Raw genomic sequence first — 19105 nt, 5'->3', positions numbered from 1 at the left:
AGTAATACTATTTACGCAACAACACTTCCAAACAGCCGAATTTGCGCTTATGTTACGCCTCATCCCGAACAATATAGTCATACAATAAGAGAACCGATCATGTCTGATAAGAAACCCACCCTGCGCTCCGCCCAATGGTTTGGCACTGCCGACAAGAACGGCTTCATGTACCGCAGCTGGATGAAGAATCAGGGCATCGCCGACCACCAGTTCCACGGCAAGCCGATCATCGGCATCTGCAACACCTGGTCGGAACTGACCCCGTGCAACGCGCATTTCCGCCAGATTGCGGAGCACGTCAAACGTGGGGTGATCGAGGCTGGGGGCTTTCCCGTGGAATTCCCGGTGTTCTCCAACGGCGAGTCGAACCTGCGTCCGACCGCCATGCTCACTCGCAACCTGGCGAGCATGGACGTCGAAGAAGCGATTCGCGGCAACCCGATTGACGGTGTTGTGCTGCTGACCGGCTGCGACAAAACCACCCCGGCGTTGTTGATGGGTGCGGCCAGTTGCGACGTGCCGACCATTGTCGTCACCGGCGGGCCGATGCTCAACGGTAAGCACAAGGGCCAGGATATCGGCTCGGGCACCGTGGTCTGGCAGCTCAGTGAACAGGTGAAAGCCGGCACGATTACCATCGACGATTTCCTTGCGGCCGAGGGTGGCATGTCCCGCTCGGCCGGTACCTGCAACACAATGGGCACCGCGTCGACCATGGCCTGCATGGCTGAAGCACTGGGCACTTCCCTACCCCACAACGCAGCGATTCCAGCGGTCGATGCGCGTCGTTATGTGCTGGCGCACATGTCCGGCATGCGCGCGGTGGAGATGGTTCGCGAAGATTTGAAGCTGTCGAAAATCCTCACCAAAGAAGCCTTCGAAAACGCCATTCGGGTGAACGCCGCCATCGGTGGTTCGACCAATGCCGTGATCCATTTGAAAGCCATTGCCGGGCGCATCGGTGTCGAGCTGGATCTGGATGACTGGACCCGCATCGGTCGCGGCATGCCGACCATCGTCGACCTGCAACCGTCCGGGCGTTTCCTGATGGAAGAGTTCTACTACGCCGGTGGCCTGCCAGCGGTGCTGCGTCGTCTGGGTGAAGCTAACCTGATTCCGAATCCGAACGCCCTGACCGTCAACGGCAAGACCCTCGGCGAGAACACTAAAGACGCACCGATCTATGGCCAGGACGAAGTGATCCGCACCCTCGACAACCCGATCCGTGCCGACGGCGGCATCTGTGTTTTGCGCGGCAACCTGGCGCCACTCGGTGCAGTGCTCAAGCCTTCAGCCGCCAGCGCCGAACTGATGCAACATCGCGGGCGTGCGGTGGTGTTCGAGAACTTCGACATGTACAAGGCGCGGATCAACGATCCGGAGCTGGAGGTGGATGCCAACTCGATTCTGGTGATGAAAAACTGCGGTCCGAAGGGTTATCCGGGCATGGCCGAAGTCGGCAACATGGGCTTGCCGGCCAAGTTGCTGGCCCAAGGCGTGACGGACATGGTGCGCATTTCCGATGCGCGCATGAGCGGCACGGCGTACGGCACTGTCGTTCTGCACGTAGCCCCGGAAGCGGCCGCTGGCGGACCTTTGGCGACGGTGAAGGAAGGTGACTGGATCGAACTCGACTGCGCCAACGGTCGTCTGCACCTGGACATTCCCGACGCCGAACTGGCGGCGCGCATGACTGATCTGCAGCCACCGCAGCAGTTGATCGTGGGTGGCTATCGTCAGCTGTACATTGATCATGTCCTGCAGGCGGATCAGGGTTGCGATTTCGACTTCCTGGTCGGCTGCCGCGGTTCTGAAGTTCCCCGCCACTCTCACTGATCACCCATGCTCCTACAGATGAATTTCATCTGATTCAGGACTGTGCTTGCTCTGGCGACCGTCCTCGCCGCGCCTGTTATCATGCGCGGCACCCCCTCGCCCAGGATCGCGCCGTTCCCCATGGATTACCGCAAACCCTCCGACCGCAAAAGCATGCACTCGCGCATCGTCCAGGAACTGGGCATGCAGATCGTTTCCGGACGCTTCAAGCCGTGTGACAAACTGCCCGCCGAAGCCCTGTTGTGCGAGGAGTACGCGGTCAGCCGTCCAGTCCTGCGCGAAGCCACCCGGGTATTGGTCGCCAAGGGTCTGGTGTATTCCCGTCCGCGGGTGGGCACGGTGGTCAAGCAGCGCAAGGAATGGCACATGCTCGATCCGGATGTGCTGCATTGGCTGATGCAAAGCAGCCCGCAAAATGAATTCTTCGATTTGCTGACCAGCGTACGCAGCATCATTGAGCCCGCAGCGGCCGCCCTCGCGGCGCAGTTCGCCACGGACGCTGACATCGCCTCCATCGGTGAAGCCTACCAACGCATGGAAGCGGCGCCGACGCCGGAAGCGCTGCTGCAACCGGATCTGGATTTCCATAGCCGGATTGCCGATGCAACACACAACGACTTGCTGGCGAACCTGTGCAACATGCTGTCGGTGGCGATTGCCGAAGCCTTGAAGCATTCCAACCAGCGACCAAATCTGCATGAACTGGCATTGCCCCGGCACAAGGCAATTCTGACGGCTATCGAGAATCGTGATGCGTTGGGTGCGCGGCATGCGACGCTGGTGCAGTTGGATGATGCGCGTAGTGCGTTGAATGCGGTGCTGGGTACCGATTTGTCATAGAGCAAAGTCAAAAGGTCTTCGAATAAAAAAGCCGCAACCATGGTTGCGGCTTTTCTATTTCAGCCTGGGCTCAGTGAGCGAACAACGAGTTGCCCTTCTGCCCCGCCAGTTTCTCCGGTTTGATCAGGAACCGTGCCAGCGCTGGCAACAGCCACAGTGCGCCAAACATGTTCCAGAGCAACATGAAGGTCAGCATCAGGCCCATGTCGGCCTGGAACTTGATGGCCGAGAAGATCCAGGTGCACACGCCGATCGCCAGGCACAGGCCGGTGAACAGCACGGCTTTACCGGTGGACTTCAGCGTCTGGTAGTACGCCTCTTGCAACGGCAGACCAGCACGGAGGAAGCTTTCCAAGCGGCTGTAGATGTAGATCCCGTAGTCCACGCCAATCCCCACCCCGAGCGCCACGACAGGCAAGGTCGCGACTTTCACGCCGATGCCCATGAAGGCCATCAGGGCGTTACCGAGTACCGAGGTCAGGACCAGCGGCAGGACGATGCACAACGTCGCCGCCCAGGAACGGAAGGTGATCATGCACATGGTCGCCACGCAGATGTACACCAGGATCAGGATGGTCAGCTCGGATTCCTTGATCACCTCGTTGGTGGCGGCCTCGATTCCGGCGTTACCGGCGGCGAGGATGAATTCCAGACCTTCCTTGTTGTTCTCCTTGGCGAAGTCCTGCACCGCATGCACGGCGCGATCCAGCGTGGCGGCCTTGTGGTCGTTGAGGAACACCAGCACCGGCGCCAGGGAGCAACTGTTGTTGTACAGGCCGTCAGCCCGGGCGATCGAGTTGTTCAGCACGTCCGGGTTACGCGACAGGGTTTCCCATTTCAGGTTGCCTTCGTTCATGCCCTTGATCATCTGCTTGGACACGGTCACCAGCGAGATTGCCGACTGCACGCCCTCGGTGTTCTGCATCTTCCACATCAGCTCGTCGATCGGCGCCATGGCTTCGTAGCGCGAGCAGCCTTCGGACTTGGTCTTGACCATCACCACCAACACGTCGGAACTGGTGGAGTAGTTGCTGATGATGAAGTTGTTGTCCTTGTTGTAACGCGAGTCTGGACGCAGCTCTGGAGCGCCCTGATCCAGGTCGCCGATTTTCAGGTTCTGGCTGTACCAGAGGCCGCCACCAAAGGCCAGCAAGGCCAGCGCGATGGACACCGGCGCGACTTTCGGGCTGGCAAAATTCGACAGCAGGCGCCAGAACGGGTGTTCGCGGTGCGCGTCTTTCTTGCTGCGTTCGACGGCGCGTTTACTGATGCCGACGTAGGAAATCGCCACCGGCAGCAGGATCAGGTTGGTGAACACGATCACCGCCACGCCGATAGACGCGCCGATGGCCAGTTCACGAATCACGCCGATGTCGATGATCAGCAGCGTGATGAAACCCACCGCATCCGCGAGGATCGCAATCATCCCCGGCAGGAACAGCTGACGGAACGTGCGCCGCGCCGCGGTCAAGGCGTTGTCTGCCTCACTGGACTGCAAGGCGATACCGTTGATCTTTTGCACGCCGTGGGAAATACCAATGGCGAAGATCAGGAACGGCACCAGCATCGAGTAGGGATCGAGCCCGAAACCAAAGAAGTGCATCAAGCCCAGCTGCCAGACCACCGCTACCAGCGTGGTACTCAATACCGCCACGGTGCTGCGCATGCAGTTGGTGAACCAGTAGAGCAGGATCAACGTGATGATGAAGGCGACGCCGAAGAACATCACCACCATGACCAGCCCATCGATCAGGTCGCCGACTTTCTTGGCGAAACCAACGATGTGGATCTGCACGTTAGGGTTCTGGGCTTCGAATTTGTTACGGATCTTGTCTTCGAGTTCGTGAGAGAACTTGCGATAGTCCAGCGCCAGCAACTTGCCTTGGTCCTGCGGGTCCGGGTAGGACTCCAGCAGCGGGATATCGACAATGCTCGAATTGAAGTCGTTGGCCACCAGACGCCCGACCTGACCAGACTTGAGCACGTTGTTGCGCAACAGGTCGAGGCTTTGCTGGGAACCGTTGTAGCTCTGCGGAATAACTTCACCACCGGCGAAGCCCTCCTCTGTCACTTCGGTCCAGCGTACGCTCGGGCTCCACAGCGACTTGAGGCCGGAACGGTCGACGCCGGAGATGTAGAACACCTCGTCGTTGATCTGACGCAGCGTCTCCATGTACTCCTTGGAGAAAATGTCGCCGTCGGTGGCTTCGACGGAAATCCGCACCGTGTTACCCAGATTCGCCAGATCGTTGCGGTGCTCCATCATCTTTTGAATGAACGGATGTTCGAGCGGGATCATTTTTTCGAAACTGGTGGACGGCCGGATCAGCGTCGCCTGCCAGAACAGGAAAATACTCACCAGCAGGCAGATGGTGATCACTGCCGGGCGGTTGTTGAAAATCAGGCGTTCAAGAAACGTCGCCTTGTCTTGATGATGACTGCTCAAGGATGTCATAGACCCGCCTTCTTATTATTTGCCCGGCTCATTTGGACGACCCGTTTTTTCCATTCTCTGCGCCGGCACCGGTTGGCGAAGTGACGCGAACGCCACCCTGTCCTGCCAGAATCAGATTGCCGTTCCCCGCTGCGGTGACTGCCGAAACGGAAATGCGATCCGGACGATTGAACACGCTGAAGGTTTCGCCGTTGTCGTTGCTGCGGATCACCGAGCCACCGTTGCCGACGATCACGATGGAACCGTCGTCGAGCAGCGTCGCGCCGGACAGACCGAATTCCAGCGCACCGCGAGCGGCCTTGAGCTCAACCGGCTCCCAGGTCGTACCGAAATCGGTGGAGCGAAACAGATTGCCCCGCAGCCCGTAGGCCAGCAGCGTATTGGCTTGAGCGGTGCCGATCACGCCAAACAATGAGCCCTCATAGGGACCTTCAAGCTTCTCCCAGGTCTGGCCCCAGTCGGCGGAGCGGAACATGCTGCCCTGCTCGCCGACGATGAACAGCCCGGAATCCTTCACCGCGGCGATGGCGTTGAGGTGGTACTGGTCTTCGTTGTCCAGACGATCGCTGGCGTCTTCCCAATTTTTGCCGCCGTCGGTGGTGGCCAGCAACGCGCCGTAAGCGCCCACGGCAAAGCCGCTATTGACGTCCTGGAACCAGACGTCGAGCAGCGGCGATTCGCGTTTCAGATCTTCGAATTGCTTGGTCCAGGTGACGCCGCCGTCCTCGCTCGCGAGGATCTGCGCGTCATGGCCGACGGCCCAACCGTGTTTGTCGTCGACGAAAAACACCGAGGTCAGCAGTTGCCGCGTCGGCACCTTGGCTTGGGTCCAGGTCGCGCCCTGGTCATCTGAATACAAAATGTGCCCGCGATCACCGACCGCCACCAGACGCTTGCCGGCGTGCACGACGTCGAGCATCAGACTCTTGCTGGCTTTGGCAGATTCAACGGAATAGACAATGTCGGATGCTGGCGCAGCAGCGGCCAGCACAGGTGCCGACAGCACGGCACAGCCCAACAGCGAGAGCGCTGTAGCCAGCAACGCGAATTTGCGTAATGCCGGCGGGCGGCAGATACCCACACCCATGACAGGCTCACTCATAGACCTTCCCCCATTATTATTGTTAGGCCGTTCAACCTTTCAGGGCGCCGCAAGGGCTGCTCTTTGGGATTGCCTTTTCTGGAGCATAGTCCTGAAATACGCAATCTAGAGCCCCTTCGGAAGCTGGCTTATCCTATCGGGGTTTGGAAAGGTCTGACAATCGGCGCCACGTTATGTTTTGTTAACTGGGGAGATAACGGGCGTGGCTGAATGGGGAGGCATTCGGAGGGGTGATGTGGCAGAAGATCGTTCCCGCGCTCTGTGCGGGAACGATCAACCGCTGTAGGAGCGAACCCACAGTCAGGCCAGGCTTTTGCTGACCACTTCAAACACATCACTCGACAACTGACCCGAAGCACGAATCCGCTCCAGCTCACCTTTCATCAACGCCTGACGCGCATCGTCATACTTGCGCCAGCGAGTCAGCGGCGCCAACTGCCGAGAAGCGATCTGCGGGTTGAACCCGTTCAACTCGATCACCAGATCGGCCAGGAACCGATAACCCGAACCATCGGCCGCATGGAAGTTGATCAGGTTCTGCCCGGCGAACGCGCCGACCAGTGCGCGCACCTTATTCGGGTTCTTGATATTAAATGTCGGATGCTGCATCAACGCCTTGACCCGCTCCAGCCCACCGGGCAACACACTGCCGGCCTGGACGCTGAACCACTGATCCATGACCAGCGGATTATCCTTGAAGTGCTCGGCAAAACTCGCCAATGCCGTGGCCTTCTCTTCTTCGAACGGCGAATTCACCAACACCGCCAACGCCGTCAGGCGCTCGGTCATGTTGTCGCTGGTCTCGAACTGCTCAAGCGTCGCCGCCAACACTTCCGGTTTGCCGCTGAGCATCAGGTACGACAGCGCAATGTTCTGCAACGCGCGACGAGCGAAGTGCTCGGCCTCGGCTACATATGGGGTTTTCTTCGACAGATCGCGATTGGCCTGATAACGCAGCCACAACGCTTCGAACAAACCTTCTGCCAATTGTTTACGAGCGAACTCGCGAGCGATGTGAATGGCGTCAACGTCAGCCACTTCGCTGATTTCGGTCAGATACGCCTCGCCCGGCAGCGAGAGCATTTCCGCGACCATCGCCTGATCCAGCGTCTCGTCAGACAACACGGTGCGCAAGGCAGAAATCAAACGCTGATCCAGCACCAGTTTCTCGCCCTTTTGCTGCTGAACAATCAGCTCTTGCAGCACCTGAACCGACAACTGCTGACCCGCATCCCAGCGGTTGAAACCGTCGCTGTCGTGCTGCATCAGGAACATCAGCTGATCGCGGTTGTACGGGAAGCTCAATTTCACCGGCGCCGAGAAGCCACGTAGCAACGAAGGCAATGGCTGTTCCGCGATGTCGATGAAGGTGAACGTCTGCTCGGCTTCGGTCACCGAAATAACCCGTGAGGTGCCCTGAGCGCTGGCTTCACCGGAAAGACGCAACGCAATGGCCGCACCTTTGGAGTCCAGCAGGCCCAACTCGACCGGAATCACGAACGGCAACTTCTCAACCTTGTCCGGGGTTGCCGGGCAGCTTTGACGGAACGTCAGGCTGTAGGTTTTCGCCGCCGCGTCGTATGACTCGCTGACTACCAGGCGCGGTGTGCCTGCCTGGCTGTACCAGCGTTTGAACTGGGTCAGGTCGACACTGTTGGCGTCTTCCATTGCTTTAATGAAGTCGTCGCAGGTCACGGCCTGGCCGTCATGGCGTTCGAAGTAAAGATCGCTGCCTTTGCGGAAGCCTTCGGCCCCAAGCAAGGTATGGATCATGCCGACCACTTCCGAACCCTTTTCGTACACGGTCAGGGTGTAGAAGTTGGAAATCTCGATGAAGCTGTCTGGGCGCACGGCGTGAGCCATGGGGCCGGCGTCTTCGGCGAACTGGTGGGTGCGCAGGTACGCCACGTCCTGGATGCGCTTGACCGTGGCTGAGTTCATGTCGGCGGAGAAGCCCGAATCGCGGAACACGGTGAAGCCTTCCTTCAGCGACAACTGAAACCAGTCGCGGCAGGTCACGCGATTGCCCGACCAGTTGTGGAAGTATTCGTGGGCGACGATCGCTTCAACCCGCTGGTGTGCGGCGTCGGTCGCGGTTTCAGCGCGGGCCAGCACGGCGCTGGAGTTGAAAATGTTGAGGCCCTTGTTTTCCATGGCGCCCATGTTGAAGTCGTTGACCGCGACGATCATGAAGATGTCCAGGTCGTACTCGCGACCGTACACCTCTTCGTCCCAGCGCATCGACTTCTTCAGGCTGTTCATGGCGTGCTGGCACTTGTCGATGTTTTCCGGTTCGACATAAATGCGCAGCGCCACGGAACGATCGGTCATGGTGGTGAAGGTGTCTTCGACGCACCACAAATCACCGGCCACCAGCGCGAACAGGTAGGCAGGTTTCTTGAACGGGTCTTCCCAGGTCGCCCAGTGCCGGCCATCTTCACCCGGACCGCTGGCAATCGGGTTGCCGTTGGACAGCAACACCGGATAGCTGTGCTGTTCGGCAACCACCGTGGTGGTGAACGTGCTCATCACGTCCGGACGGTCGAGGTAATAGGTAATCTTGCGAAAGCCTTCAGCCTCGCACTGGGTGCAGAACATCGTGCCGGATTTGTACAGGCCTTCCAGCGCGGTGTTGGTTTCCGGATGAATCTTGACGCTGGTGTCGACCGTGAAGGTGGTGCTGGTCGGGTGCAGGGTCAGGTGATTCTCGGTCAGTTGGTAGTCCGCTTCAGCCAACTCGCGGTCAGCCAGGGTCACCGACAGCAATTCCAGCTGCTGGCCATCCAGCACCAGCGGCGGCAGGCCCGGCCCCCGTTCAGGATTGCGGCGTATCACCAGTTGCGCATGGACCAGGCTGTGGTCCTCGAACAACTCGAAGGTCAGGTGCGTCTCGTCGATCAGGTACTCGGGCGCCTGATAGTCCTTCAGGTAGATCATCTTCGGTTGTTCGGTGCGCATGCTGGAGTCCTTACTGATGCACGGCGAGCTGGTAGGCCGTGTATTTACGAATATTGATTACGCCGGTGTCGAAAATCAGGTACTGGCCCTTGATTCCCAACAGCGTGCCTTCGGCGATCGGATTCTTGTCCAGGTTGAAGCTGACGATTTTGGCCGGGTATTGCTCGACCGGATAGCGGATTTCGAGCGTTTCTACATCGGCAATGGTCTGGATCGCCTGTAGGCCGAATCGTTCCTGCAAACTTTGCAATCCTTCGGCGCAACTGTCGAACAACTGATCACGAACCTGCGCCAGGTCGACCGACACCGCGTCGCCCTTGAGTAAAGCACGCCAATTGGTCTTGTCCGCCACCTGACTGCGGAACAGGTCTTCGACGAAGCCCGACTGCTGACGGGTCGAAACCCGCATGATCGGCAGCGCCTGACGAGCGCCCTGATCGATCCAACGGGTCGGCAGCTGGGTGGCGCGGGTAATCCCGACCTTCACCCCCGAGGAGTTGGACAGATACACAATGTGATCCGTCATGCAGAACTTCTCGCCCCACTCCGGCTCACGGCAGGTGCCAGCGTCGTAGTGGCAACGCTCCGGGCTCATGATGCAGATGTCGCACTGGGCCAGTTTGGTCATGCACGGGTAGCAGTAACCCTGACTGAAACTGGTTTTGGTCTTGCGTCCGCAATGGGAGCAATGAATCGCCCCCAGGTATTCCAGGCGCACCGTGGTCCCGATCAAAGGATTGACCGGCACCTCGACGTCGTCCAGACGAAACGCGTACTGCACGTTCGGCCCGTCAAGGCGCGCCGACATTTTGCTGATTGCACCGCGCCCAATCTCGATCAATGGACGGCATCCGATTTGAACAGGATATTCGGCACTTCGATCGACTTGGAGCCGCACTCCTGCACGCCCATATAACCGGTGCGCTGGTCTTCGGGCAGGTTCTGGATTTCCCAGGCGATCATCGCTTGCAGCGACAGTTCGCGTTGTTCGGCGGTGAGTTTGCCACCGTCGGACCATTTACCGATTTCCACCGCCAGTTTCAGGCTCTGGTAGATATCGGGGGTGATGTTGTTGATCATTTCGTTAAAAGAGGACATCAAGGGCTCCGCGCTCTTTATTGACATAACTAGTTAGACGGCCAGTTTACGGCGGTTGTACAAACCACCCAACAAACCGGTCAAGCATCCGATGAGCAACCCGCCGACGTGGGCCGCATTGGCAATTTCACCGAAGCCGATCATCGAGACCAGCCCGGACAGGCACAGCAGCAGCCACACCAGCATCATCACCAGCACGCCGCGCGGCAGGCGATAAGCCGGGTTTGGCGACAACAGCTGAAAGATCCAGCAATGCCCGAGCAAGCCGTACAGCACGCCGGACAAGCCGCCAAACAGCGTCGGACCACTGAAAACAAACTGGGCGTAGTTCGAGACCAGCCCGAACAGCAACGTCAGGCCGATGAGGTTGATACTGCCCTGGCGCGACTCGATGCGCCGCCCCAGCTCCCAATACCACATGCCATTCATGGCCAGGTGCAGGATGCCGAAGTGGATCAGCATCGGTGTCACCAGACGCCACCATTGCCCCGCCGCCAGGCTGTCGGCCAATGGCACGAAGTGGATGTACTCGCCGACAACGCGAAAATCGAGGAAGGTCAGCCAGCGCATCGTGTCGAGGTTTTCGCCCAGCAGCGTCACCGCGCCGACAAGCAGGCTCAGCAGCAACACGAACGCTGTCGCCTTGGCGTGGCGCAGTTGCTCGACGAAACTTGGGCGCTTTATGGTTTGCGCCACCGGAATGTCCAGCTGTTGATCGGGATCACCGGCCGGGAAGCGTTCGTACAACGTGCGCACGTCTTCGCTGATGTTGGCCGGCACCCACAGCACTTGCTCGCCCGCCTCTTCACTGACCCGATGCGGCACCTGCATGCGTTGCAGCAGTTTGACGAACCCGCTCAAGTCCACCGCCAGCGGCAGCCGTAAAACAGCAACGGCACTCATCGCAGCACCTCCGGCCGCTCGACATCGACCCAGACAAATTTGTGCGGGTCGAGGCGGGTTTCCTGGTCCAGACGATAGGCGACCAATTTGCCGTAAAGCACCGCGCTGTAATCCAGACAGGCCAGGTTCGGCCGGATCGGCACCGGTTTGCCGCTGCGCCAGTAATGGCCCACGAACAACAATGGCTCATCGATGCCATAGCGCAGCAAGGTGTCTTTTTCAGTGGACGACAGCGGCGTCTGGGCCACGGGTTCGGGCAAGGCGTCAGGCTGGAACACAATATCTCCGTAGGTTTGCGGGTCGTCTTCCCAGAACTTGGTGCGGAAAAACGAACGCGTCAGGCCATCGCCGCTGGTCATGGTCTGACCATGAGGCAAGCGCATGTCGGTGCCGCGCAGCAGGCGGTCAAACACGGTGCAGGCGAAACTGCCCGGTACGGCTGAGGCCTGGAGGAAATGTTCATCGACGCAACCGTTGGGGAATAAAGCGCGCAATGGTTCGATCAGCCCCGCGTCCCAGCAGGCATGCACCACGCGGAAACGCCCGGCATCGACGAACAATGGCATCTCATAGAACCATTGCAGGAAGTCATGCCAGTCAGCCGGATGGTCTTCGAATTGGGTCAGGGTTTCGTTCAGCAAACGGGCATGGCGCGGGGTGTGTTCACGCACGAACTGCTTGCCGCTGCCCGGAGGCGCCGGAGTGCACCAGCCGAGGGCGTTGAATTCATGGTTACCCATGATGCACAGCGCCTGACCCGCTTCGACCATGTCGTGAACGATGTGCAGCGCTTCGCGAATCCGCGGACCGCGGTCGATGATGTCGCCGACGAACACCGCCATGCGCGACGGATGCCGCCAGACGCCACCGTGTTTTTGGTAACCGAGCCGGTCGAGCAAGTGCTCAAGGGTCAGAGCGCAACCGTGCACGTCACCGATCAGGTCGTAGCTACGCGCGGGATCGAGCATCAGTCGCCTCCACCACCCAACTTGCTGCCCCAGCCGAGTTTGGTCCGGCAGACTTCATAGTAGTTGTGGTCGAGCGGGTGAATCAGCCGCAGCTTCTGAGCCTTTTTGCTGATGGTGATGGTGTCACCCGGCGCGCAGGTGAAGTGGTTCTGCCCGTCACAGGAGACTTGCGGGTAAATCTGCATATCTTTGGACACGACGATTTTCAGCTCACTGTTGCCATCGACCACAATCGGCCTGCCCGACAAGGTATGGGGATACATCGGCACAATCACAATAGCGTCGAGTTTGGGATGCATGATCGGCCCGCCCGCCGACAGCGCGTAGGCGGTCGAACCGGTGGGCGTGGCGACGATCAGGCCGTCGGCCTTCTGGCTGCAGACGAACTGGCCGTCGATGTACAGTTCGAACTCGATCATCCGCGTCGATTTGCCGGGGTGCAGCACCACGTCGTTCAGCGCGTCGCCCTGACCGATGGCCTCGGCATGACGACGAACTTCGGCTTGCAGCAGGAAGCGGTTCTCGACCAGATAGTGGCCGTCGAGCACTTCGGCGACTTTGACTTCCAGCTCATCGGGGCGAATATCGGTCAGAAAGCCTAGGCTGCCACGGTTGATGCCGAGCACTGGAATATTGTGCCGGGCTAGCGCGCGAGCGGCGCCGAGCAGGCTGCCGTCACCACCGACCACAATCACCATGTCACATACTTCGCCGAGCATCTTGCGCGACGAGGTTTGCAAGCCATGACCCGGCAGCACTTCGGCGATGGTGTCTTCGAGGATCACGTGCAGGTGACGATCGAGCAGAAACCGTTTCAGTCGGCGGACGGTATCCAGCACCTGAGAACTGCCCAGGCGACCGATGATGCCGATATTACGAAATTGCTCCATGAGGTTCCTGCGCGGCGGCGAAAAACACGATTATGGGCGAAAGCGCGGGATAGACAAAATCCTTTCAGCCACAACGGTGTACTCACGATTGAGGCTATGCTCGCAAGATGATCCTCTTTCCCGATTTGCTGCAGTTACCCCACCAGTTGCGCCACCCCGAAGTGCGCGACCTGGCCTGGGCCATCCTCGCGCCGCCGATGCTTGGCGTCACGACGTGGCCGCAGCGTCACCCGCTGACAGGAAGTGACTGGGTACAAGCACCGGAGCGTCTGGAACAGTGGCTGCGGCAACTCGATCACGACAGTTATGACTTGCTGCACTGGCTGGCGCAGGCCCGAACCCGGCGATTGGGCTTGTACTACGAACGCCTCTGGCAATACGCCGTGCGGCACGCGCCGGGTATCGACCTGATTGCCGCCAACATGCCGATCCGCCGCGAAGGCCACACGCTGGGAGAGCTGGACATGCTGCTGCGCGATCGTGACGGCGTGCATCATCTGGAACTGGCGATCAAACTTTACCTTGGCCCGCAAAATGGCGACGGACACGACACGGCGCAGTGGCTCGGTCCCGGTTGCCACGATCGACTGGACCGCAAACTGGCCCATCTGACGCAGCATCAATTGCCGATTTCGGCGCGTCCGGAGAGCCGCGAAGTATTGGCGGCGCTGGATATCCAGCAGTTCAGCGCGCATTTGTGGCTGGGCGGCTATTTGCTGTATCCGTGGCCGGGACCGGCCGAGCCACCGATTGGCGCACATCCCCAGCATTTACGCGGTAGCTGGCTGCATCAGAAGGACTGGGCAGACTTCGTCGTGCAGCGCCCGTTCGGTCGCTGGCAACCCCTGCCCCGCCATGCCTGGCTGGCACCGGCGCACTATCCAGTGGAGCAGACCTGGAGCACTGAACAGCTGAATGCCTGGCTCAGCATTCTGGAGCCACTGGCCCCGGCGCAGTTGCTGGTGCGACTCACAGAAAACGCCCAGGGCGATTGGGAGGAAGCCGAGCGGCTGTTCCTGGTGGCGGATCTTTGGCCGAATGTGCCTGGCAGTGGCTAGTTTGTTGGTGATTGAACTGGCCCGCGATGGGGCCAACTCAATTTAAATGGTCAACCGCACAGCCAGCGCCGCCAACGTCGCCGGGCTGCAGATCGGCGCGTGGCTGTCGGAAATGGAAGCAATGATCTGTAGCCGACTGGCCAGCACCCCGTAACCCAGGCGGTTTGTCACAGTTTCTTGTGTTGTTCGACCCAAAGACCATAAGCATTGATGAATTTTTGCAGAAACGGTTTGAGCGACTCGGACAGGTTACCCGCCTCGTCGAACGCTGAACCGGCGCCGCTCAAGTAGGCTTCCGGTTGCTGCATGCAAGGCACATCCAGAAACACCATGGACTGACGCAGGTGATGGTTGGCGCCAAAACCACCGATAGCGCCCGGCGAAGCACTGATCACCGCTCCGGGCTTGCCGCTCCAGGCACTCTTGCCATAGGGACGCGAACCCACATCGATCGCGTTCTTCATCGGCGCAGGCACCGAACGGTTGTATTCGGGGGTCACGAACAGCACCGCGTCGGATGAGCTCACTTGTTGCCGGAAAGTGCTGTAGGCTGCCGGCGGTGAAGCACCATCGATGTCCTCGTTGTAGAGCGGCAGATCGCCGATTTCGACGATAACCAGTTTGAGATTGGCAGGCGCCAGCTCGGCCAGGGCCAGGGCCACCTTGCGATTGATCGATTCCTTTCTCAAGCTGCCGACCAGTACAGCGATCGTATAGACGTTGCTCATGGAAGATTCTCGACTGTCCGATGGAAAGAGCTTGTAGTTATAGATGACGATTCAACCAGTGGGCGACTGAAAACGCCGCCCCTGACTATTTTTTTCCTGTAGGAAAACTTACCTCGCCCAACCACGGTCTACAGAGCCGCAAATTGAGTGATTTATCCCCAGAGGTTCTAAGCAGATGGCAGCAGTACTCGTCGGTCAGTTCCATGCAAGAGACGCGGAAGGCCGCGTTTATTCCGTGCATGAGTTCCAGGAATCCACCCCGTCGGCAGACGGTCTCACCGGCTCGGTGCCTGTCACCACTTATAAGCTGGCCATTGGCGACCGCGTACGGAAACTCGATGACAACCAGTTTTTGCTGGTGCAGTCGGACGTGACCATCGTGCGCGAACCCGACACCTATGTTGGTAACCTGCCGGAAACCAACGTCGCTTCATAACCCCGTGTTATGAGCAGAAGTCATATGCGCGCACTTGAGTTAGGATTCAGCCACTGACTCCCTCACCTGCTGAACATGGACTTCACGCATGCGTTTACGTCATATCGAAGTGATCCAGGCGCTCTTGCAGACTGGTCACCTGGGCACCGCCGCCGAATGGCTGCAGTTGCCTGTGGCCGAAGTCGAAGAAATTCTGCGCGACGCCGAGGATCAGTTGGGTTTCATGCTGTTTTCCAGCGTGCGTGGACGCTTGCAGGCCACGCGCGAGGCGCGGGAGTTGCAGGTCCAGATCACCCACGTCTATGAAGCGCTCGAGCCGGTTCAGCGGCTGGCCAACAGCCTCAAGCAATATCAGGCTCCGCCCTTGCGGATCGTCTGCACGCCGCCCCTGGCACAGCAGCTATTGCCACAGAGCATTGCCGCCCTGCGCCGACGCCTTCCTGACGCGCCTTGCACCCTCCTGAGTCAACCTACCCGCGAGATCGTCAGAAACCTGCTGCTGCGCGAAAGCGATCTGGGACTGAGCCTGCATGACCCCGATCACGCCGACATTCATTGCCAGGTGATTGCCCAAGGCAAGCTTCAACTGCTTGCGCCCCACGGCTGGTTGCAACCCAAACAAAAGTACATCTCGCTGCAGGACCTGGCCGGCCAATCGATGGTGGGCCTGGAAGGTCATGATCCGCTGAGCCCGGCGCTGGAAAACAAGCTACATGCCCTTCGCCCTGCCCCGGTCATTCAGACCCGGGTACAGACTCATCAGATGATGCGCAGCATGGTCGAGGCCGGTGAAGGCCTGGCCATCGTCGACCCTTTCACCGCCCTCGGAGCCAAATCGGCCGGGCTGGATGCCTGCCCGCTGGCGCCAGCCGTGCCGATCAGCCTTTATGCCTTGACCCTCAAGAACGGCGAGCCATCGCCAGCGGTTCAGGCATTGCTGGGCATCATCACGGAACAAGCCGTGGCGATGTTGGCGAACTAACCGGGGCTTCCAGCGGATTATCGAACAATCGATACCAGAACAGCGCCACTTCGGCGGTGTTCGGATCGATCCCGCGATAGCGCAAATGATCGATTCCGCCCAAGACGTAACCGCGGCGCTCATAGAGTCGGCAGGCCCCAAGGTTGTTGTTCTGGGTTTCAAGCATGATGCCCGGCAGTTTCTTTTTGCGGCTCCAGAATTGCGCCACATCCAGCAGGGCCTTGGCCACGCCATGACGGCGCGCCGGCGCATGCACCGCCAGCTCGTCGATATGGGCAAAGCCGTTCCAGTTGGTGCTGACCACCAGGTGACCCACCGGCTCATCATCGAGATAAGCCATGAAAATAGCGCTGTCAGCAGCATCGCGGAAACTGCTGAACTCTTCGGGATCGATGCCGTAGCACTTGCGATAGGGTGTGATCGGCGTCACCGGCCACTGCTCCACCGGTTTACCGATTTCGGCTGCGCCGTAGGCCGCGACTTCAAAACTGAAATCGCTGCCCCAGATGTAGGCTGCAAAACCATCGTCGGCAACGCGCACCGACAGCCCTGGGTATTTCGGATTCATGACCGGTTGCATACTGGGAAAGGTCCTCACTCCTTGATGCAATCGACGGTATACAGCCGTCCATTGCCCTCGTCTTCGTGTTGCAAGCCGTGCACATCAGCGACAAACCCCGGGAAGCTGCTGTCGAACGTACGGGCAAACGCCAGGTAATCGATGATCGAGCGCGTCGACTCCGTAAAGCGCTCGCCGGGCATGATCAACGGAATCCCCGGCGGGTACGGCACCAGCATCACCGCGGCGATCCGCCCATCCAGAGCATCGATCGACACCGCTTCAACCTCGCCACGCACTAATTGATCATAGGCGTCAGACGGCTTCATGGCGATTTCCGGCAGCACTGTGTACATGCGCTTAAGGTGTTTGGCCGTGGCATTGCTTCGATAGCAGGCGTGCAGTTGATCGCACAGATCGCGCAACCCCATGCCCTGATAGCGCGCAACATTCTCTTGCGCCACGCACGGCAGGCACGTCGCGAGGCTGACATTGGCATCGTAGCTGCGCTTGAACTCCAGCAACTCGGTCAGCAGCGTGCTCCATTTGCCCTTGGTGATGCCCATGGAGAACAACACCAGGAATGAATACAGCCCGGTCTTTTCAACCACCAACCCCCGTTCCCAAAGGAATTTGCTGACCACCGCCGCCGGAATCCCGCGCTCGCTGAGGGCGCCGCCTGCCGTCAGGCCCGGCATCACCAACGTGACCTTGATCGGATCAAGCAGCACGTAGTCGTCGGTCACGCCGCCAAAGCCGTGCCAGTCGGCGTCGGGTTGCAGCAGCCAGTCATCGGTGACCACACGGTTGATACCCTCCACCGACGGCGGCTGCCAGATGGAAAACCACCAATCGTCAGCGGCGATGTGCTGGCGCAAGTTGGCCAGCGCCCGGCGGAAACTCAGCGCTTCGTCGAACATTTCCTGCAACAGCGAACGCCCGGCGGGGCCTTCCATCATGGCCGACGCCACATCCAGCGAAGCGATGATGCTGTACTGCGGCGAGGTGGAGATGTGCATCATGAACGCTTCATTGAAGCGATCCCGATCCAGCTGCCGCGCGCCGCCGTCCTGGACGTGAATCATCGACGCCTGGCTGAACGCCGCCAGCAGTTTGTGGGTGGAATGGGTGGTGAACACCAGGGGGCCGTTTTCACTTCGGGAAGTGCCCATGCCGTAACGTCCTGCGAAGAACTCGTGAAACGCCGCGTAGGCGTACCAGGCCTCATCGAAGTGCAAGACCTCGACGCTGTTGCCTAACTGCAGCTTGATCAGCTCAGCGTTGTAGCAGAGGCCGTCGTACGTCGAATTGGTCACTACCGCCAACTTGACTTTGGGCGCCCGGCCCTTGGTCAGCGGGCTGGCGTCGATCTTGGCCTGAATCGATTCGCGGCTGAATTCGCTCAATGGAATTGGGCCGATGATCCCCAGCTCATTGCGCTCCGGGCACAGGTACAGCGGAATGGCGCCGGTCATGATGATCGAGTGCAATATCGACTTGTGGCAGTTGCGGTCCACCAACACCAAGTCATCGCGAGCGACCATCGAATGCCAGACGATTTTGTTGGCGGTCGAGGTGCCATTGATCACAAAGAAAGTGTGATCGGCGCCGAAATTGCGGGCAGCACGGGCCTCGGCTTCTGCCAGCGGACCGGTGTGATCGAGCAAAGAACCGAGTTCCGGCACCGACACCGACAAATCGGAACGCAGGGTATTTTCCCCGAAGAACTGGTGAAACGCCTGGCCCACCGGGCTCTTGTGGTACGCCACGCCGCCGCCATGGCCGGGTGTGTGCCAGGAATAGTTGGAGTCGGCCGTGTGCTGCACCAGCGCTTTGAAAAACGGCGGCAGCAGACCATCCAGATATTTGCGTGCCGCTCGAGCGACCTGCCTGGCCAGAAAAGGCACGGTATCTTCGAACAGATAAAGAATCCCGCGCAGCTGATTGAGTTCAGCCATGGCGTCGGCCGGAGCGTTCTCCAAGGTCACCTGCTCACCCAGCGCGAAGATCGGCAAGTCAGGCGCACGCACCCGCGCCAGGCCAATCAGTTCGGCCATGTTGTGCAATAGATTAGAGTGAGTGCTGGCGTCTTCGGCTGCAATCAACATGCAGGAAAGACCGTGATGGGTCGAGGCAACCAGACGCCCTTCGGTGTAATCCACCGCCGAGACAATGCTGAAGCCTTCCTGCTCCAGCTCCCGGGCGATGCCACGCACGCGATCACCGGCGACGGTGTCGGCCTTGATGTCGCGATGGACGATCAAGACCGGGAATTTCAGATCTTTATACATG

At 59.5% G+C, this 19105-nt stretch carries 17 protein-coding genes; 5 read left to right on the top strand and 12 right to left on the bottom strand.

Features of this window, described 5'->3' with window-relative positions:
• Positions 1 to 99 precede the first annotated feature (99 nt).
• A complete protein-coding gene (locus QFX16_RS13705; RefSeq protein ID WP_283184339.1) occupies positions 100 to 1836 on the top strand; it encodes an IlvD/Edd family dehydratase in 1737 nt (578 codons plus the stop codon).
• A 120-nt stretch (positions 1837 to 1956) separates the two neighbouring features.
• A complete protein-coding gene (locus tag QFX16_RS13700; protein ID WP_046049561.1) occupies positions 1957 to 2676 on the top strand; it encodes a FadR/GntR family transcriptional regulator in 720 nt (239 codons plus the stop codon).
• A gap of 70 nt (positions 2677 to 2746) precedes the next feature.
• Here QFX16_RS13700 and QFX16_RS13695 read toward each other — a convergent pair whose 3' ends face one another.
• The 8 genes from QFX16_RS13695 to QFX16_RS13660 all read right to left on the bottom strand — a co-directional run bounded on the left by QFX16_RS13695 (position 2747) and on the right by QFX16_RS13660 (position 13050).
• A complete protein-coding gene (locus QFX16_RS13695; protein WP_283184338.1) occupies positions 2747 to 5131 on the bottom strand; it encodes an efflux RND transporter permease subunit in 2385 nt (794 codons plus the stop codon).
• A 28-nt stretch (positions 5132 to 5159) separates the two neighbouring features.
• Positions 5160 to 6233, bottom strand: coding sequence for a WD40/YVTN/BNR-like repeat-containing protein (locus QFX16_RS13690; RefSeq protein WP_283184337.1), 1074 nt, complete (start codon positions 6231 to 6233; stop codon positions 5160 to 5162).
• A gap of 300 nt (positions 6234 to 6533) precedes the next feature.
• A complete protein-coding gene (pepN, locus tag QFX16_RS13685; RefSeq protein WP_283184336.1) occupies positions 6534 to 9191 on the bottom strand; it encodes an aminopeptidase N in 2658 nt (885 codons plus the stop codon).
• Positions 9192 to 9201: 10 nt separating this feature from the next.
• The gene (locus QFX16_RS13680) at positions 9202 to 10032 is read right to left on the bottom strand and encodes a DUF2797 domain-containing protein (protein WP_076031239.1); all 831 of its coding nucleotides are present in this window, start codon (positions 10030 to 10032) and stop codon (positions 9202 to 9204) included.
• On the bottom strand, positions 10029 to 10289 hold the full coding sequence (locus tag QFX16_RS13675; RefSeq protein WP_008152127.1) for a YeaC family protein: 261 nt from the start codon (positions 10287 to 10289) through the stop codon (positions 10029 to 10031). The genes QFX16_RS13680 and QFX16_RS13675 overlap by 4 nt, the downstream gene beginning before the upstream one ends.
• A 33-nt stretch (positions 10290 to 10322) precedes the next feature.
• On the bottom strand, positions 10323 to 11192 hold the full coding sequence (locus QFX16_RS13670; protein ID WP_283184335.1) for a rhomboid family intramembrane serine protease: 870 nt from the start codon (positions 11190 to 11192) through the stop codon (positions 10323 to 10325).
• Positions 11189 to 12160 (bottom strand): metallophosphoesterase, encoded by a 972-nt coding sequence (locus tag QFX16_RS13665; RefSeq protein WP_283184334.1) that lies wholly within the window; start codon positions 12158 to 12160, stop codon positions 11189 to 11191. Before QFX16_RS13665 ends, QFX16_RS13670 begins: the two co-directional genes overlap by 4 nt.
• On the bottom strand, positions 12160 to 13050 hold the full coding sequence (locus QFX16_RS13660; RefSeq protein ID WP_007906781.1) for an NAD(+) kinase: 891 nt from the start codon (positions 13048 to 13050) through the stop codon (positions 12160 to 12162). The genes QFX16_RS13665 and QFX16_RS13660 overlap by 1 nt, the downstream gene beginning before the upstream one ends.
• Before the next feature lie 107 nt (positions 13051 to 13157).
• Between QFX16_RS13660 and QFX16_RS13655 the strand changes: the two genes are divergently transcribed.
• Positions 13158 to 14108: a DUF1853 family protein gene (locus QFX16_RS13655; protein ID WP_283184333.1), complete on the top strand. Its 951-nt coding sequence runs from the start codon at positions 13158 to 13160 to the stop codon at positions 14106 to 14108.
• 42 nt (positions 14109 to 14150) lie between these two features.
• Here QFX16_RS13655 and QFX16_RS13650 read toward each other — a convergent pair whose 3' ends face one another.
• Both QFX16_RS13650 and QFX16_RS13645 read right to left on the bottom strand, forming a co-directional pair.
• Entirely contained in the window at positions 14151 to 14279 is a 129-nt protein-coding gene (locus QFX16_RS13650; protein ID WP_283184332.1) for a hypothetical protein, read from the bottom strand.
• Positions 14276 to 14836: an NADPH-dependent FMN reductase gene (locus tag QFX16_RS13645; RefSeq protein ID WP_283184331.1), complete on the bottom strand. Its 561-nt coding sequence runs from the start codon at positions 14834 to 14836 to the stop codon at positions 14276 to 14278. Before QFX16_RS13645 ends, QFX16_RS13650 begins: the two co-directional genes overlap by 4 nt.
• A 175-nt stretch (positions 14837 to 15011) precedes the next feature.
• On the opposite strand from QFX16_RS13645, the gene QFX16_RS13640 reads away from it, so the two are divergent.
• Positions 15012 to 15272, top strand: a complete 261-nt coding sequence (locus QFX16_RS13640; protein WP_074876303.1) for a hypothetical protein — start codon at positions 15012 to 15014, stop codon at positions 15270 to 15272.
• A gap of 88 nt (positions 15273 to 15360) precedes the next feature.
• Positions 15361 to 16254, top strand: a complete 894-nt coding sequence (locus tag QFX16_RS13635; RefSeq protein ID WP_283184330.1) for a LysR family transcriptional regulator — start codon at positions 15361 to 15363, stop codon at positions 16252 to 16254.
• On the opposite strand, the gene QFX16_RS13630 is transcribed toward QFX16_RS13635, so the two are convergent.
• On the bottom strand, positions 16220 to 16834 hold the full coding sequence (locus QFX16_RS13630) for a GNAT family N-acetyltransferase (RefSeq protein ID WP_283184329.1): 615 nt from the start codon (positions 16832 to 16834) through the stop codon (positions 16220 to 16222). The genes QFX16_RS13635 and QFX16_RS13630 overlap by 35 nt on opposite strands.
• A 14-nt stretch (positions 16835 to 16848) precedes the next feature.
• Positions 16849 to 19104 carry an Orn/Lys/Arg family decarboxylase gene (locus QFX16_RS13625; RefSeq protein WP_283184328.1) on the bottom strand — a complete coding sequence of 752 codons (2256 nt, stop codon included), beginning with the start codon at positions 19102 to 19104 and terminating at the stop codon, positions 16849 to 16851.
• Position 19105: the final 1 nt, after the last annotated feature.

The organism is Pseudomonas svalbardensis (assembly GCF_030053115.1).
Classification (GTDB): domain Bacteria; phylum Pseudomonadota; class Gammaproteobacteria; order Pseudomonadales; family Pseudomonadaceae; genus Aquipseudomonas; species Aquipseudomonas svalbardensis.
The sequence above is the reverse complement of the archived record's forward strand: the minus strand, read 5'-3'. Positions and strand labels throughout refer to the sequence as shown.

What these genes read in the sequence shown, in the direction of transcription:
- QFX16_RS13705 (WP_283184339.1), top strand. Translation starts at nt 100, where the DNA reads ATGTCTGATAAGAAACCCACCCTGCGCTCCGCCCAATGGTTTGGCACT.
- QFX16_RS13700 (WP_046049561.1), top strand. Translation starts at nt 1,957, where the DNA reads ATGGATTACCGCAAACCCTCCGACCGCAAAAGCATGCACTCGCGCATC.
- QFX16_RS13695 (WP_283184338.1), bottom strand. Translation starts at nt 5,131, where the DNA reads ATGACATCCTTGAGCAGTCATCATCAAGACAAGGCGACGTTTCTTGAA.
- QFX16_RS13690 (WP_283184337.1), bottom strand. Translation starts at nt 6,233, where the DNA reads ATGAGTGAGCCTGTCATGGGTGTGGGTATCTGCCGCCCGCCGGCATTA.
- pepN (WP_283184336.1), bottom strand. Translation starts at nt 9,191, where the DNA reads ATGCGCACCGAACAACCGAAGATGATCTACCTGAAGGACTATCAGGCG.
- QFX16_RS13675 (WP_008152127.1), bottom strand. Translation starts at nt 10,289, where the DNA reads ATGTCCTCTTTTAACGAAATGATCAACAACATCACCCCCGATATCTAC.
- QFX16_RS13670 (WP_283184335.1), bottom strand. Translation starts at nt 11,192, where the DNA reads ATGAGTGCCGTTGCTGTTTTACGGCTGCCGCTGGCGGTGGACTTGAGC.
- QFX16_RS13665 (WP_283184334.1), bottom strand. Translation starts at nt 12,160, where the DNA reads ATGCTCGATCCCGCGCGTAGCTACGACCTGATCGGTGACGTGCACGGT.
- QFX16_RS13660 (WP_007906781.1), bottom strand. Translation starts at nt 13,050, where the DNA reads ATGGAGCAATTTCGTAATATCGGCATCATCGGTCGCCTGGGCAGTTCT.
- QFX16_RS13655 (WP_283184333.1), top strand. Translation starts at nt 13,158, where the DNA reads ATGATCCTCTTTCCCGATTTGCTGCAGTTACCCCACCAGTTGCGCCAC.
- QFX16_RS13645 (WP_283184331.1), bottom strand. Translation starts at nt 14,836, where the DNA reads ATGAGCAACGTCTATACGATCGCTGTACTGGTCGGCAGCTTGAGAAAG.
- QFX16_RS13640 (WP_074876303.1), top strand. Translation starts at nt 15,012, where the DNA reads ATGGCAGCAGTACTCGTCGGTCAGTTCCATGCAAGAGACGCGGAAGGC.
- QFX16_RS13635 (WP_283184330.1), top strand. Translation starts at nt 15,361, where the DNA reads ATGCGTTTACGTCATATCGAAGTGATCCAGGCGCTCTTGCAGACTGGT.
- QFX16_RS13630 (WP_283184329.1), bottom strand. Translation starts at nt 16,834, where the DNA reads ATGCAACCGGTCATGAATCCGAAATACCCAGGGCTGTCGGTGCGCGTT.
- QFX16_RS13625 (WP_283184328.1), bottom strand. Translation starts at nt 19,104, where the DNA reads ATGTATAAAGATCTGAAATTCCCGGTCTTGATCGTCCATCGCGACATC.